The following is a 15,316-nucleotide window of genomic DNA, read 5'->3' as shown; positions in this document are numbered from 1 at the left end:
GTGGTGAGCGAGTCTCCCGGTCATGTCCTAAGGTCAGTCCGTAGATGGATGAATTGCTGACCGATGACGGCGCACCACGTGAGCTCGCTGCGGGGCTCATGCAGCTGATCGAACGGATGGGCGAGGACGAACTCCGAGAGCGACAACAACTCGCCGAGGTCGACATCGCCGCGATGGGCATCACGTTCACGGTGTACTCCGACGGCGAGAACATCGACCGGTCCTGGCCGTTCGACATCATCCCGCGGATGATCCCCGGTGCCGAGTGGGATCTGATCGCCGCCGGACTGGCGCAGCGCCTGCGGGCGATCAACATGTTCATCGACGATCTGTACAACGACCAGCGGGTCATCGCCGACGGTGTGTTCCCGGCCGACCTGCTCGAGGCATCCGTCAACTTCAGGCCACAGTGCCGCGGTATCCGCCCGAAGTTCGGGGTGTGGGCGCACATCTCCGGCACCGATCTGGTGCGCGACGACGACGGTCAGATGTACGTGCTCGAGGACAACCTGCGGGTGCCGTCCGGGGTCAGCTACGTCATCGAGAACCGGGGTGTCACCAAGCGAGCGTTCGCCGAACTCTTCGAACGGCAGCGCATCCGGCCCGTCGACGGGTACACCGACGAACTCAACCGTCTGTTGACGTCGCTCGCGCCCGACGGCATCTCCGACCCCACCCTCGCCGTCCTCACGCCGGGAATCTTCAACTCGGCCTATTTCGAGCACTCCTTCCTCGCCGAGCGGATGGGCGCCGAACTGGTCGAGGGTGCGGACCTCGTGGTCGGTGACGACGACTGCGTCTACATGAAGACGATCAGCGGGTTGGAGCGGATCCACGTGATCTACCGCCGGATCGACGACCTGTTCCTCGACCCCGAGGCGTTCCATCCCGATTCGCTGCTCGGCGTCGCCGGCCTCATGAGGGCGTGGAAGGCGGGCAACGTCGGCCTCGCCAACGCGCCGGGTGCCGGTGTCGCCGACGACAAGGTCGTCTACGCCTGGGTGCCCGATCTCATCAGGTACTACCTCGATCAGGAGCCGCTGATCCCGAACGTGCCCACGTATCGGACGATGTACGACGACGAGCGTCGGTACGTCATCGACAACATCGGTGATCTGGTGCTCAAACCTGCGAACGAGAGCGGCGGCTACGGCATCATCATCGGCAACCGGGCCACCCGTGCCGAGCTCGACGACGCCGTCGCTGCGATCGAGGCCGACCCGCGCAACTGGGTCGCCCAGCCGATCATCTCGCTGTCGACGGTGCCGACGCTCGTCGACGAAGGGGTGGAGCCTCGCCACGTCGACCTGCGGCCGTTCGTGTTGACCGGCCAGCACAGCTACGTCACGCCGGGTGGTCTCACCAGGGTGGCGCTCACCCGCGGTTCGCTGATCGTCAACTCGTCACAGGGCGGCGGCAGCAAGGACACCTGGATCGTCGACGGTCGCTACGCACCGCTCGACACCGCACAGGACCAGTCGCAGAACCAGTTGCAGAGCCAGTCGCAGAGCCAGTCGCAGGGAGCTCGCTGATGGTCTCGCTGCTCGCCCGCACCGCCGACCGTCTGTACTGGGGTGCCCGGTACGTCGAACGAGCCGAGGACACGGCGCGCGTCGTGCGCGCGTACAACGATCTCGTCGCCGACTATCCGAGTGAGGAACTGCTCCGGTGGGAGCCGCTCGCGGCGCTGACCGGGTCCGACGAGACGATCGAGATCCCGTCCAGCGATCCGTCCGGTGAGTTCACGATCCTCCGTTCGCTGGTCGCCGACCGCTCGAACCCGTCGAGCATCGCGAGCACGGTGTCCGCCGCCCGCGCCAACCTGCGCACGACTCGTGAGGTGATGCCTCGCGAGGCGTGGCAGGCGATCAACCAGCTGTCGCAGTACGTCGACGCGACCGCGAACGGTGCCGTCGAACGCCAGCTCCGCGATCGGTTCCTGCTGCGCGTGATCGAGATGAGCCGTCGCCTCGACGGCATCCTCGAGTCGACCATGTCGCGCGGCGACGCCTACCGCATGATCCGACTCGGCCGACTGATCGAACGGGCCGACATGACCACCCGGGTCCTCGGCGTCGCGGCAGCCGGTCTCCTGCAGCTCGAGGCGACCGACCGCGACGAGCTGATCATCGACGAGGTGCGATGGATGAACGTGCTGCGGTCCGTCTCCGCGCTGCAGATGTACCAGCGAGCGGTCCGCGGGCCGATCGACGGCATGGACGTCGTCAAGTTCCTCATGTACCACTCGGCGTTCCCGCGTTCGGTGCAGGGCTGTTTCGACGAGATCCGGGAGGTGCTGGGCTTCCTGCCGAACTGCGAAGGCGTGCGGGGTGCGTTGTCGAGCGCCGAAGCGGTGCTGCACACGCTGACACCCGACGCTTCCGAGGGATCACGGCTCGACCAATCGATGGAACGGGTCCAGGTGGCCATCGCCGAGATCGCCGCCGCGCTGCACGACACGTACGTCGGCGACGTGGTCTGATGGGGCTTTGCCGATGGTCGTCGCGAGTGCGACGCTGTCGGCGTGACACCGATGCTCACCTCACACGGCCGACAGCTCGACGCTGACCTCGCGGCACGCCTCGTCGACGAGACGAAGCTGCCCGCTCGGCAGGCGCGCGCTGACCGGCTGCTCGCCGCCGAAGGTGCCGGGCATCTCGTCCACGACCTGCCAGTGCGCGCCGACGGGCGCAACGCCGGGGTCGAGAGCCGACCGTGGCGGGTCGATCCGATCCCGGTCGTCATCGATGCCACGACGTTCCGGTGGTTGTCGCTGGCGGTGGCCGAGCGGATGGAAGCGCTCGAACTCGTCCTCGCCGACCTGTACGGCCGTCGCGACCTGATCCGCGAGCGGATCGTGCCCGCCGAGTTGCTCTCGTCGACCGACCGGTACCGGCTCAACGCCGTCGGATCGGTGCCGCGGCGTTGGCTCACCACATACGCCGTCGATGTCGCGACCGACGCCGACGGGGTGTGGCGTGTCGTGCAAGACCTCACCGATGCTCCGCCCGGGCTCGGGTACTCGCTGCTCGACCGCTCGGTGATGTCACGGGTGTTGCCCGAGGTGTCGGCGCACGCCGACATCGCCAGCCTCGCCCGCTACCCCGGGGCACTGCGTCGATCGCTCGCCGCGTCGACGACCTCGACGAGTCCGCGCATCGTGCTGTTCTCCGGTGGGCTCGACCACCCCTCGTACGTCGACCACTCCTACCTCGCGGTGCAGCTCGGTGTGAACCTCGTCGAGGGTGCCGATCTCGTCGTCCGGCAGCGCAAGGTGTGGTTGCGGACCCTCGACGGTCTCGAGCCGGTCGACGTGCTGTACCGCCGACTCGACGACACGACCCTCGACCCGCTCGACGTCGCCTCCCACGGCTCGGTCGGTGTGCCCGGTCTGCTGCAGGCGGTGCGGGCCGGCGGCGTGACCCTCGCCAACGCCCACGGCAGCGGTGTGATCGAGGTCGCCGACCTGGCCGCGGTGCTCGGCGACGCGATCGAGCGACTCAGCCCGTCCGAACAGTTGCTGCCCCGACTGGTCGGTCGACCCCAGTTGGGCACCGCGCCGCTCGCCCCCGGTTCGGTGGGCCCCGACCTCTCGTCGGCGGAGGTCGTCCTCCGACTGTTCGCGGTCCACGACGGCAAGAGCGTGCAGGTGCTCCCCGGCGGAACAGGACGGGTGCTCGCGCCCGGCGACGATCCGGCGAAACCGACCGCGTGCACGGCGAAGGACGTGTGGGTGCTCGGCCAGACCGTGGCGCCCGTCGTCGGCCCCCGGCTGCCGCAGGTCGACTTCGGCCGCAGCGTTCCCACCCGGGCCGCCGACGCGCTGTACTGGACCAACCGCGCGGCCGAACGCGCCGAGGCGATGGCGCGCACGATGCGGGTGATCTCGGCTCGCCTCGAGCAGGATCCCGGTCTCGCCGGCCTCCACGGCGGGGCGTGGACGGCTCGCATGCTGCGCGTCGCCGCCCGGGTCCGTCGCGACCACACCGATGTACCGACCGCCGCGCCCACACTCGACGCGTTGAATGATCAGCTCTCGCTCGTCGGTGACGCCGTCGCGAACGAGATCGGTTCGCTCCTGACCGAGGCGACCACGGTGCGCGAGTTCCTGTCGGTCACCACGGGTCGTGTGCTCTCGCATCTCGCCGAACTGCGGTCGTCGCTCCAACAGCGGATGACGGTGATCGACGACCTCGACGCCGTGCTCGCCGACTTCGCCGCGCTCGCAGGGCTCTGGCAGGAGAGCACCGTTCGCGGGCCGGCCTGGCGCATCGGCGACACCGGACGACGCCTCGAACGTTGCCTGGTGGTGCTCGACCTGATCGACGGCGCCGTCGGCGGGAGCCAAGACTCCGACGACCCGATCGACGTCGAGATCGACGCGGCGGCGGTCGAGGTGCTGCTCGCATCCAACGACAGCCTCGTCGCCTACCGTCGCCGCCATCGCAGCGACGTCGAGATCGACGCAGCGATCGCCCTGCTGGTCCACGAACCCTTGAACCCGCGTTCGCTGGCCGCGTCGGTCGAACGACTCGTCCAGCATGCGCTCGACGGTGAACCCGCGGTCGGAGGGGCGTTCGCCGACCGTGCCCGTCGGGCGCTCGACCTGCCGACCGACGAGATGCTGGCGGAGCTGCGCGAGGTGATCGACGATGCCGGCCGACGTGTGGTCAGCCGCTGGTTCTCGACACCGGTGAACCCGATCGTGTTCAGCGCGACGGGCCGCTCGGCATGAGCACGCCGCCGACGCGGTCGTATCGCGTGTCGCACCGCACGACGTACCGGTACTCGAAGGTGATGACCGACGGGTACTCGGTCGGTTGTCTCGTCCCGAGGCCCACCGAGTGGCAGGTCGTGCACGACGCCACGGTCCGGTTGATACCGCCGGCATCGGAGTGGGACTCGTTCCTCGACGTCTACGGCAACTTCGTCAACCAGTTCGGGCTCCACGAGCCGCACGACCAGATGATGGTCGAGGCGCTCAGCGTGGTCGAGATCACCCACCGGCCGATGCCGGTCGACGCCACCCCGTGGGAGGAGGTCGTCGCGCTCGCGGCCGATGCCGGCGGCGATCTCGCCATCGACATCGGCATGTTCCGGTCGGGCTCGCCGCTCATCGACGTGTCGGCACTGGCCGGCTCGTTCGGTGACATCACCGACGCCGTGTTCACGCCCGGTCGTCCGATCGTCGAGGCGCTCGACGACCTCTGCGACTCGATCTATCACCGCTTCGAGTTCGACGCCGCGTTCTCCACCTTGTCGACGCCCCTCGACGAGGTGCTCGCTGCTCGCCGTGGCGTGTGCCAGGACTTCGCGCATCTGGCCGTCGGATGCCTTCGTTCGCTCGGGCTGCCGGCCCGCTACGTGAGCGGCTACATCGAGACGATCCCGCCACCGGGCGTCGAGCGTCTCGTCGGCGCCGACGCCTCCCACGCGTGGTGTTCGGCGTGGACCCCACGGGCGGGATGGGTCGATTTCGACCCGACGAACGGTCACCTCCCGGTCAACGATCACATCACCGTCGGGTGGGGGCGCGACTACTCCGACGTGACCCCGGTGCGCGGGGTGATGATCGGCCCGGCGGCCACGCAGGAGCTCGACGTGGCCGTCGACGTCGCCCGGCTGTGACGCATGACCGGCCCGGCGCCGGAATCCGATCGTGGATGTGGTGGTTGTACCCGCAACCATGGAGCAGGTGACGTCCGAACGACCAGACCGAGCGAGGTTGATCACCCGACCGTTCGTCTCCGTGGCGATCACGGCGTTCGTGTTCTTCTTCTACATCGGGATCGTCCTCGTCACGGTCCCGAGGTTCATCGAGGACGAACTCGGTGCGGGCGAGTTCGGCGTTGGCCTCGCCGTGGCGACGTTCGCCGGCGCGGCGATCGTCGTGCGACCGTTCCTCGGTCGCCTCATCGAGCGCTTCGGCCGACGGGCGATCATGATGGTCGGCGCACTGGTGGCCGGCGCGAGCGGTGCACTGCTCGGGCTCTCGACCACGTTGTGGCACGTCCTCGTGCTCCGATCGTTCATGGGGCTCGGAGAAGCAGCGCTGTTCGTGGGTGCGGCCACCCTGATCGCCGACCTGGCTCCTCCCAAGCGGCGGGCCGAAGCCGCCAGCTACTTCTCGGTCGCGGTCTACGGTGGCATCGGTCTCGGTCCCACGATCGGTGAATGGGTGCTGGCCGACGACCGCTACGCGCTGACGTTCCTCGTCGCCGCCGGGTTCTCGGGGCTCGCGGCGATCACCGTGCTCGGTGTGCCCCGGCGCGTCGACCGGTCGAGCACGCCGGCTCCGACCGACAAGAAGTCGCCGATGTTCCACCGTGCCGCGTTCTGGCCCGGCGTGGTCCTGGCATCGGGGATCGCCGCCTTCTCGGTGTTCGCCGCGTTCATCCCCGAGTACGCCCGAACGGTGGGACTGGCGGGCTCGGCCGGTCTGTTCCTCGTGTACAGCATCGTCAGCCTGGTGTTGCGGCTGGTCGGCGCGCGCCTGCCCGAGCGGCTCGGCGAACACCGCATGGTCACCGTGGCGCTCAGCTCGCTCGCCGTCGGGCTCGGGCTCATCAGTCTCGTCCCGCAACCGTGGGCGCTGTGGGTCGGCGCCGGCGTCGTCGGCGTCGGCATGGCGTTCCTGTACCCGTCACTGATGGCGAACGTCGTCAACCGTGTCGACGACGGTGAGCGGGCCAGCGCGCTCAGCACGTTCACGATGTTCTTCGAGCTCGGCTCGGTCGTCGGTGGTGTCGTGCTCGGCGCGATCGGCGAACTGTTCGACAAGCGGGCGGGTTTCTTCGGCGGCGCCGTCATCGCCGTGCTCGGCCTGGTCGCGCTGTGGCAGACGGTCGTCGAGTCGTCGGGTCGTTCAGCCGTCGAAGAAGTCGGCGCGGCCGAACCCGTGTCGGTCGGCCACGACTGACGACGGGAATGCCTCGACGCGACGGTTGAGGCGCTCGACCCGCGTGTTGTAGAAGCGGCGGGCAGCGGCGATGCGGTCCTCGGTCGAGGCCAGTTCCTGTTGGAGATCGAGGAAGTTCTGCCGACTGTTCAGCGCCGGATACCGCTCGCGCAGTGCGACGACGCGCCGGGCTGCGTCGGCCAGCGGCGGTTCCCACAGGTTGGCCGCCCCGGCGGTGTGTGGCGCGGCGAGTGCGGCGTCGTTGCGGTTCGCGAGTTCGATCAGGAGCTGCCGTTCGTGCGCAGCAGCGGCGCCGACGACCTCGACCAGCCGCGGGATCAGCCGGTGGCGGCGTTCGAGCTCTGCGTCGACGTCGGCCCAGCTGTCGTCGACGGCGTTGCGGGCGGCGACGAGTCTCGTGTGCGAGACCCACCAGGCGCCCGAGCCGAGCACGAGCACCGTCACGACGATCGCGATCGAGTTCTCCACGTCAGCGCCCGTACAGCTCGGTGAGCACGGTGGGGAGCTGCGCCCTGACCGACTGCGCCCAGGCAAGGGTGCCGGGCAGATCGTCGACCTTCAGCTGGTCGCAGTGGCACAGCATCCACCGGTCGCGGAACTCGAACGTCACGGTGCCGCCGCCGCTCTGTTCCGAGAGCAGGTAGGCGATCATCGGGGGGTCGAGCAGCGAGATCGCGAAGCGTTCGTCGGAGCAGCGCACGTGGTAGCGGTCGTTGAACCGGGCCGACTCGACTTCGATGTCGCGCACGCCCACGATCCGCTTCGCCTTCGACCACCAGTTCTCGGTCCCGATCCGGAGGTGGGGAGCGGTGAACGGCACCTCCACGAGTGCAGCGGTGAATCGGTACGTGGTCGAGCTGTCGCCGGAACTCACCGTGTACTGGTACTGGAACACGCTGTCGTGCTCGCCGGCCCGCCACATCTGAGCCGAGACCCTTTTCCGGCTACCCGCATCGAACAGGTCGAAACCGAGCGCCGGTGGCTTCTTCGTGGAGGTGTCGACCTGGAGACCCGCCGCCTCGGCGACGGCCCGCATCTTCGCCTTCTGGTGCTGCCGGTACGCGTGCACGGCGTAGGCGACGCCAACGCCGATCGCCAGCACGACGAGGATCGCTGCCATCACCCGACCGCCTTCGGTCGGTGCGCGACCGCCATGTCTGCCACGGCGGCAACGGTACTCGCCGTCGTCGAACCCGCGGAGGCTCCGACAGGTGGTGGTCGCCGCACCAGGATCGGTGGTGGTGCCGACCACTACCCTCGTGGCCATGACCGAGACATCCGACACCACCGTCGACATCAAGCCCCGTTCGCGCGACGTCACCGACGGCATCCAGAAGGCGGCATCCCGGTCGATGCTGCGAGCGGTCGGTCTGACCGACGACGACTGGGAGAAGCCGCAGGTCGGTATCGCCTCCTCGTGGAACGAGATCACGCCGTGCAACATGTCGATCCGACGTCTCACCGAGGCGGCCAAGCAGGGCGTTCGGGGCGCCGGTGGTGTGGCCCTCGAGTTCGGCACGATCACGGTGTCCGACGGCATCTCGATGGGTCACGAAGGGATGCGCGCCTCGCTGGTGAGCCGGGAGATCATCGCCGATTCGGTCGAGTGCGTGATGCACGGCGAACGCCTCGACGGTCTCGTCGCGACGGGCGGCTGCGACAAGTCGATGCCCGGCATGATGATGGCGATCGCGCGGCTCGACCTGCCCGGCGTGTTCGTCTACAACGGTTCGATCATGCCCGGCTACCTCAACGGCAAGGCCCTCGACATCACGTCGGTGTTCGAGGCGATCGGTGCGTGTGCCGCCGGCACGATCACCCCCGACGAACTGCACGCGATCGAGAAGAACGCCTGCCCCGGCGAAGGTGCCTGCGGTGGCATGTTCACCGCCAACACGATGAGCTCGATCGGCGAGGCGCTCGGCCTGTCGCTGCCGGGGTCCGCGTCGCCGCCCGCGGTCGATCGTCGTCGCGAAGACGACGCTCAGCGTGCCGGCGCCGCCGTCGTCGAGATGCTCCGCACCGGTCTGCGTCCGCACGACATCCTGACCAAGGGCGCGTTCGAGAACGCGATGGCACTCGCCAACGCCCTCGGTGGTTCGACCAACGCCGTCCTCCACCTCCTGGCGATCGCGAACGAGGCGGGCGTCGAGCTCGACCTCGACGACTTCAACAAGGTCGCCGGCAGGGTGCCGCACTTCGCCGACATGAAGCCGGGCGGCAAGTTCCACATGAGCGACCTCGACCGGATCGGCGGCGTGCCGGTCGTGTTGAAGCATCTGCTCGAGGAGGGCCTCCTGCACGGTGACGAGGTCACGGTGACCGGCAAGACGATGGCCGAGAACCTGGCCGACATCGACCCGCCGGCGCCCGACGGCACGGTCGTCCACCCGATCTCCAACCCGATCAACAGCGAAGGTGGGCTCAACGTGCTGACCGGGTCGCTCGCGCCGCGGGGTTCGGTCGTGAAGGTCGCCGGGCTGTCCAAGGAGCAGCGAACGTTCGTGGGCCCCGCCCGGGTGTTCGACGGCGAAGACGGTGCGATGGCGGCGGTCATGGCCGGTGAGATCAACCCGGGCGATGTCATCGTGATCCGCTACGAGGGGCCGAAGGGCGGGCCGGGCATGCGCGAGATGTTGGCGATCACCGGTGCCCTCAAGGGTGCCGGTCGCGGCGGCGACGTCGCGCTCATCACCGACGGTCGCTTCTCGGGTGGGACGTGGGGCTTCTGCATCGGTCACGTCGCACCCGAAGCGGTCGATGGGGGCCCGATCGCATTCGTGCGAGACGGCGACCAGATCAAGATCGACGTGCCGACGCTGTCGCTCGATCTGCTCGTCGACGATGACGAGCTCGACGCTCGCCGCGAGGGATGGACCCCCAACGCCCCGCGCTACACCACCGGTGTCCTCGCGAAGTACGCGCGGCTCGCCCAGGGCGCCGAAAAGGGCGCGATCACCAACGTGACCTGATGGCGACCCGATCACGATCCGTGCTCGCCTCGGCGATCGGCTGGGTCATCGTCGCGCTCGTCGTGATCTGGCTGTTCGGGTTGGTGATCGGCTGGATCAGGTTCGTCCTCCGCTCGATCGTGTGGTTCGTGCTGATCGGTCTGCTGCTCGCCGCCTACTTCGCGGTGAGAGCGCCCGACGACTGACGGTGCCGTCGGCGGTCGAGCGCCCCGGCCGCGGCTCGCCAACCGACGAGGAACACGCCGAGGAACACGGTGGCGACGACGACGAACGAGGTGGCGGTGCCGCGGTCGAACAGTGTGCGTCGGGCGATCATGCCGACGAGGACGGTGATCGGCCACACGGCGATGCCGGTCAGCAGCATCGTCGGTCGCCGCCACGCCCGCATCGCGAGCCAGGCGACGGCGAGGCCGATCAGGAACGGCGCACCGGTCTCGATCACGTCGACGAAGGCCGAACTCCCGTCGTGGTTTCGACGCCCGATGGCGACGAACAGGACGACGACGAACACGTCGAGACCGATGGCGGTGGCGAGACGACGGTCGGTGGGCACGTCGTCAGTCTGCCTGCCGCGTGCCCGGATCGTGTGTGTCGGATCGCGCGTCAGATGCCGTAGACGCGACGGGCGGTGCCCTCGAACATGGACGATCGTTCGTCGGCGTCGTATCGGGCCGCGATCTTCTTGAGCGCGTTCCACAGGACGGGGTACGAGAGCGACAACCGGTCGACCGGGAAGTTGCTCTCGAACATGCACCGTTCGGGGCCGAACGCCTCGATCGTGTGGTGGTAGTAGCGGGCCTGTGCGGTCACGAACTCGTCGGAGGTCGGTGGTCGATCGGCTGCGTGCCATCCGAAGCCGTTGTCGGGCATCGCGAGCCCGCCGAGTTTGGCGACCACGTTGTCGCACCTCGCGAGGTCGGACACGCCCTGCGCCCACTCGTCGTAGATCTCGTCGCGGCGGCCGGCGTACATCCCGACGCCGAGCGGTGTGCCGAAGTGGTCGAGGACCATCGTCGTGCCGGGGACCGCTCGGGCGAGTTCGAGGAGTTCGGCGTTCTGGTGGTGGTAGTGCCAGGTGTCGTAGACCAGTCCGCGGCGCCCGAGTTCACCGACGCCGCGGCGGAACGCGTCGTCGGTGCACTTGCCTTCGGCGGCGCGGCCGGGGATGGTCAGCGCGTCGGGCTCGATCGCGCGTGCGAGTGCGTCGCGGATGCCGACGAAACGGTCGCCGGCGGTGGCCGCGTGAGCGTCGAGGACCTCGTCGAGTTCGGTCGGCGGGAGGCTGAGGTCGGCGTGGGCGACGATGCCGGCGATCGGCGGTGCGTCGGGGTGGTCGGCGACGAGCTGTTCGTTCGATGCCACGACGAACTCGGTCTCACCGACCGGGCGCAGGTGCTCCGGGCCGTCGGGTCGGTAGCCCGCCCGGCACTCGATGAACACGGTCGCGACGATGTGGTGGCCGCTGGTCGTGTCGGCGGCGAGGTCGTCGGTGCCGTAGGGGAGTGCGCCGCCCGTCGGCCAGAGATGGTGGTGCGGATCGACGATGACCGTCTCGGGATCGACGATGTCCTCGACGACCTGGCCCGACCACTCCGGCGTGCCGGGCTGCACCGATCAGCCTTCCGACTCGAAACCGCCGAGTGTGCCCTTGAAGAACAGCAGGGGGAACGGGCCGCTGCCGTCGTGGTCGGCGTCGGCCTCGAGCGCGACGACCCGACCCAGCACGAAGTAGTGGTCGCCCATCTCGTACACCTCTTCGACGGTGCAGTCGATCCAGGCGACGGCGCGGTCGATGATCGGCGAGCCGGTCGGGCCCGGGTGCCAGTCGACGTCGTCGAAGCGCTCGCCCTCGTTGTCGCTCTTGGCGAACTTCCAGCACAGATCCGCCTGATCGCGGGACAGGACGTTCACGCAGAACGAGCCGTCCTTGGCCATGGCGTCCCAGGTCGTGCTGTTGGTCTGCGGGAGAAATCCGACCATCGGTGGATCGAGGGACACCGAGGTGAACGATCCGATCGTGAAACCGACGGGATCGCCTTCGTGGGTGCCGGTCACGATCGTCACGCCGGTCGGGAAGTGACCGAGGACGTTGCGGAAGTCCTTGGCGTCGAATGCGGGTTGAGGGGAAGGGTCTGTATCGCTCACGGTCTCGACACTAGATTGCGCCGCGTGATCGATCCGACCTCGGTGAAGATGTCGTTGCGGCGCGAGCTACGGCATCGGCGTCGCGAGGTGGTCGACGACGGGCGATCCCGGCGGATCTGGGCCGCGCTCGTGGAGTTGGTCGGCCCCTTGACGCCGGGCACGGTGATGGTGTTCGAACCCGTGCCCGGCGAGCCCGATCTCGCCGACTTCGTCGAATGGTGTCGAGCCCACGGGGTGGCGACGGTGGCGCCGTCACCGTCACCCGATGCCGACGACCCGATCGATCCGGCAGCGGTCGACGTCGTCGTCGTGCCGGGTCTCGGGTTCACCCCGGACGGTCACCGACTCGGCCAGGGAGGCGGTTGGTACGACCGCTTCCTGGCCCGGATGCGCCCCGATGCGCTGAAGATCGGGGTCGGGTTCGACGTCCAAATGGTCGGCGAGTTGCCGACCGAGGAGCACGACGTGACCCTCGACGCGGTGGTCACCGAGTCCGGTGTGGTCGGCCCGCAGCACGGCTGATCATGAGGGCGCTCGCAACGCGCCGCAGCGGCCCGGTGGGTTCGTGGCGGGGTGGGTGGGTGGTTGGGGGTGGTCAGGGGGTCATTTGGTTGAAGATGGGTTGGTTGGCGAAGTTGCGGTAGGCGTCGCCGAGTGCTTTGCCTTTGGTGGTGGTGTTGGTGAGGCGTGTGTCCCAGCGGCCGTTGTCGTTGAAGTAGACGAGGGCTTTGAGGTGGGGGTACTTGGCCATGATGGTGTTGGGGTCGACCTTGAGGACCGAGGCGGGGTCGGCGTTGCCGTCGACGTCGACGCCCCATTCGCACATCATGAGGGGTTTGCCTGGTGCTTTGGTGAGGGACCAGTTGTAGAAGCCGGGCCAGTTGAGGTCGGGGCGGTCGTCGTTGATGAGTTCGCCGAAGCCGTTGAAGCGGTTGTCGGTGGCGTAGGGGTCGTAGCACATCCAGTCGACGTAGTCGTGGCCGGGGTAGAGGTCGTCGAAGTAGTGGCGCCAGCCGTAGTAGCCCATGGGGTTCCAGACGTAGACGGCGTTGGTGACGCCGTGGGCGCGGAGCTTGTTGACGACGTAGCGGTACATGTTGCCGTAGTCGGCGGCGGTCATGCCCGAGCCGGACCAGTCTTGGACGTTGTCTTCGGGTTCGTGGAAGATGTTCAAGAAGAGCTTGTCGGGGTATTTCTTCAAGCTGTTGGCGACGGTGGCGATTTCGCTGTCGGCGGCGCCGTTGGCGATCTGGGCCCAGGTGTCGGATTTGCTGGGTTTCCAGTTGTAGAGCAGCAGGCTGCGTTGTTTGCCGGGCCGCTCGGTTTGGGCGATCTCCCACGAGGTGGGGAACTTCTGGGCGCCGGTTTTGTAGAAGTGGAGGATGTCGGGGGTGTTCTGGGCGACGTTTTCGTACTCGGCGAGACCGCGGTCGTAGTCGAACGAGCCGTCACGAGACGGGGTCGTGGCACCCAGCCACACACCACACGACGGCACCAACAGATCCGACACGACGCACTCGGTCGGAGCAGGCGGTGTGGTCGTCGCGGGCGGACTCGTCACCGGCACGGTCGTGGTGGTCGTCGTCGTGGGGGAGGTCGTCGACGGGGGAATGGTCACGATCGGGAGCGTCGTGGTCGTCGTCGTGCTGGTCGTCGTGGTGGTCGTCGTGGTGGTCGGCGGCTGCGTCGTGGGGGAAGTCACCGCAATCGTCGTCGTCGTGGCAGGAGGGATCGTCACGATCGGCACGGTGGTCGTCGTCGCTGCCGTGTCCGAGGCCGCGTCGACGGCGGCGACGATCGCGAAGCCGACGGTGTCCGAGTTGTCGGGCCAGATCTGCTTGTCGGTCAGTCCCCATGGGCAGCCGGCCACTTGGGTGCATCGGTCGCCTTCGACGTCGTTCGGCACCGAGGTGATCCGAGCGCCGACCGGGTTCGGATAGGCGCCGCGGGTCTGGAAGGTGGTGGTGAGTGGCGCATCATCGGTCACGACGAGCGTGAGTTCGTACACGCCCATGGCAGCCGGAGGGATCTGTCCGGCGATCTCGAACGGAATACTGCGTGTTCCCGGGTCGGGCGTGCCCGTGGTGACCGTGCGCAACGCGGGGTGGTTCGTGTCGGCGCTCTCCAGCGACACCATGGAGGTGCCCTTCGGGAGCACCAGGTGCCCGGAGGGATCGGTGACGGGCTCGGTGCCTTCGTTGTAGACCTGGACGAGGAACGACGGCTGGTCGCCGATCGCGCACGCCCGGTTCTTGACCGTGGTGGTCCGGAAGCAGTTCGAGGTTCCAGCGGTTCCGGTGGGCGATACGAACGAGACGCGAACGGCGACGTCGTGAGCGCTCGATGGGATCGGCGTGGCGGGGATCGGATAGCCGCCCGGCCAGTCCGGCAGCAGGCCGACGTCGAGGCGACGGGTCTTGGAGTACACCTTCGCCTTGATCGCCTGGTAGGCCACCTTGAAGTCCTGGTCTCGACCGGGACCGGACGTGCAGGTGGTGGTGTCGCACTGTGATCGGTACCAGCCGGTCATCACTTCGACGGTGGAGCCCCGCGGCACTCGCATCTTCCACGCGCCATCGGCACCGGTCACGGTGGTGCGCCCGCCGGCGGTCACGACGACGTCGGGGATCCCGGCTTCGTTCCGGCCACGTACTCCGTTGTTGTCGGCGTCGTGGTACACCACGCCGTAGACGTTGTTCGAGCGCTGCGCTCCGAACGACGTGCCGACGGTCACCGTCGTGGTGATGACGACCGCCGTCGCGGCGGCCCATCCGATCCTGCGAACGATGGTCATGGTGAAGGCTCCTCGTGGTCATCTCGTGATGCGCCCGCATCTGCGCCGATGTTCGGCGACCACCACGAATCGGGCCGGGCCCGGAATCCCTGAAGCTGGTTGACCAGCATTTTGCAGTCCGAGAGAATTTTTGTGTGGAACGCGAGGCGGGCCACGATCTATGCCATCTCAGGGCCCAGTTCTGTCAAGATCGACCCCTCACCCTGCACTTGAGGGTTGAGGATGCGAGATACGAGAACCCCCAGGTCAGGCAACTCTCCGGCGGGGTCGGTCCACGGCTGACGTGCTGAGTGGGCCCCGAGCGAGACCGATTTGCCACGGAGAGTGCATGCGCCGCCACGGCCACTTATGGGGCCTGAGCAGGTGAAACGCGATGAGGCCTACCGAGAATGGGGTCGACAACTCGAAAACCGGCACCTAGAGTGGCGGCTGCCTCGTCGTCGGGGGCGCGTTCAACCGGAACGTGGCCTGGCGAGGTCAAGTGTT

At 68.0% G+C, this 15,316-nt stretch carries 14 protein-coding genes; 8 read left to right on the top strand and 6 right to left on the bottom strand.

The window, feature by feature from the left end:
* Positions 1 to 44 precede the first annotated feature (44 nt).
* The 5 genes from R8G01_09440 to R8G01_09420 all read left to right on the top strand — a co-directional run bounded on the left by R8G01_09440 (position 45) and on the right by R8G01_09420 (position 6,919).
* Positions 45 to 1,532, top strand: coding sequence for a circularly permuted type 2 ATP-grasp protein (locus R8G01_09440; protein ID MDW3214207.1), 1,488 nt, complete (start codon positions 45 to 47; stop codon positions 1,530 to 1,532).
* Positions 1,532 to 2,482, top strand: a complete 951-nt coding sequence (locus R8G01_09435) for an alpha-E domain-containing protein (protein MDW3214206.1) — start codon at positions 1,532 to 1,534, stop codon at positions 2,480 to 2,482. The genes R8G01_09440 and R8G01_09435 overlap by 1 nt, the downstream gene beginning before the upstream one ends.
* 51 nt (positions 2,483 to 2,533) lie before the next feature.
* A complete protein-coding gene (locus tag R8G01_09430; protein ID MDW3214205.1) occupies positions 2,534 to 4,735 on the top strand; it encodes a circularly permuted type 2 ATP-grasp protein in 2,202 nt (733 codons plus the stop codon).
* Complete coding sequence (locus R8G01_09425; GenBank protein ID MDW3214204.1) at positions 4,732 to 5,628, top strand: transglutaminase family protein; 897 nt, start codon at positions 4,732 to 4,734, stop codon at positions 5,626 to 5,628. The genes R8G01_09430 and R8G01_09425 overlap by 4 nt, the downstream gene beginning before the upstream one ends.
* A 121-nt stretch (positions 5,629 to 5,749) precedes the next feature.
* Positions 5,750 to 6,919, top strand: a complete 1,170-nt coding sequence (locus R8G01_09420; GenBank protein ID MDW3214203.1) for an MFS transporter — start codon at positions 5,750 to 5,752, stop codon at positions 6,917 to 6,919.
* On the opposite strand, the gene R8G01_09415 is transcribed toward R8G01_09420, so the two are convergent.
* Positions 6,866 to 7,387 (bottom strand): LemA family protein, encoded by a 522-nt coding sequence (locus R8G01_09415; GenBank protein MDW3214202.1) that lies wholly within the window; start codon positions 7,385 to 7,387, stop codon positions 6,866 to 6,868. The two genes, R8G01_09420 and R8G01_09415, sit on opposite strands and share 54 nt — an antisense overlap.
* Before the next feature lies 1 nt (position 7,388).
* Positions 7,389 to 8,039: a hypothetical protein gene (locus tag R8G01_09410; protein ID MDW3214201.1), complete on the bottom strand. Its 651-nt coding sequence runs from the start codon at positions 8,037 to 8,039 to the stop codon at positions 7,389 to 7,391.
* A 145-nt stretch (positions 8,040 to 8,184) separates the two neighbouring features.
* Between R8G01_09410 and ilvD the strand changes: the two genes are divergently transcribed.
* Together ilvD and R8G01_09400 are read left to right on the top strand one after the other, a co-directional pair.
* Positions 8,185 to 9,891: a dihydroxy-acid dehydratase gene (gene ilvD, locus R8G01_09405; protein ID MDW3214200.1), complete on the top strand. Its 1,707-nt coding sequence runs from the start codon at positions 8,185 to 8,187 to the stop codon at positions 9,889 to 9,891.
* Positions 9,891 to 10,076 (top strand): hypothetical protein, encoded by a 186-nt coding sequence (locus R8G01_09400; GenBank protein MDW3214199.1) that lies wholly within the window; start codon positions 9,891 to 9,893, stop codon positions 10,074 to 10,076. Before ilvD ends, R8G01_09400 begins: the two co-directional genes overlap by 1 nt.
* On the opposite strand, the gene R8G01_09395 is transcribed toward R8G01_09400, so the two are convergent.
* The 3 genes from R8G01_09395 to R8G01_09385 are packed head-to-tail and all read right to left on the bottom strand — an operon-like array spanning position 10,046 to position 12,036.
* Positions 10,046 to 10,444, bottom strand: coding sequence for a DUF3054 domain-containing protein (locus R8G01_09395; GenBank protein MDW3214198.1), 399 nt, complete (start codon positions 10,442 to 10,444; stop codon positions 10,046 to 10,048). The two genes, R8G01_09400 and R8G01_09395, sit on opposite strands and share 31 nt — an antisense overlap.
* Before the next feature lie 50 nt (positions 10,445 to 10,494).
* Positions 10,495 to 11,502: an amidohydrolase family protein gene (locus R8G01_09390; protein ID MDW3214197.1), complete on the bottom strand. Its 1,008-nt coding sequence runs from the start codon at positions 11,500 to 11,502 to the stop codon at positions 10,495 to 10,497.
* Between the two features lie 3 nt (positions 11,503 to 11,505).
* Positions 11,506 to 12,036 carry a flavin reductase family protein gene (locus R8G01_09385; protein ID MDW3214196.1) on the bottom strand — a complete coding sequence of 177 codons (531 nt, stop codon included), beginning with the start codon at positions 12,034 to 12,036 and terminating at the stop codon, positions 11,506 to 11,508.
* A 24-nt stretch (positions 12,037 to 12,060) separates the two neighbouring features.
* Here R8G01_09385 and R8G01_09380 point away from each other — a divergent pair, with 24 nt between their 5' ends.
* Positions 12,061 to 12,558 carry a 5-formyltetrahydrofolate cyclo-ligase gene (locus R8G01_09380; GenBank protein ID MDW3214195.1) on the top strand — a complete coding sequence of 166 codons (498 nt, stop codon included), beginning with the start codon at positions 12,061 to 12,063 and terminating at the stop codon, positions 12,556 to 12,558.
* A gap of 73 nt (positions 12,559 to 12,631) precedes the next feature.
* On the opposite strand, the gene R8G01_09375 is transcribed toward R8G01_09380, so the two are convergent.
* The gene (locus R8G01_09375; protein ID MDW3214194.1) at positions 12,632 to 14,830 is read right to left on the bottom strand and encodes a glycosyl hydrolase; all 2,199 of its coding nucleotides are present in this window, start codon (positions 14,828 to 14,830) and stop codon (positions 12,632 to 12,634) included.
* Between the last annotated feature and the right edge of the window lie 486 nt (positions 14,831 to 15,316).

This window comes from Ilumatobacteraceae bacterium (assembly GCA_033344875.1).
Lineage (GTDB): Bacteria > Actinomycetota > Acidimicrobiia > Acidimicrobiales > Ilumatobacteraceae > Ilumatobacter.
The sequence above is the reverse complement of the archived record's forward strand: the minus strand, read 5'-3'. Positions and strand labels throughout refer to the sequence as shown.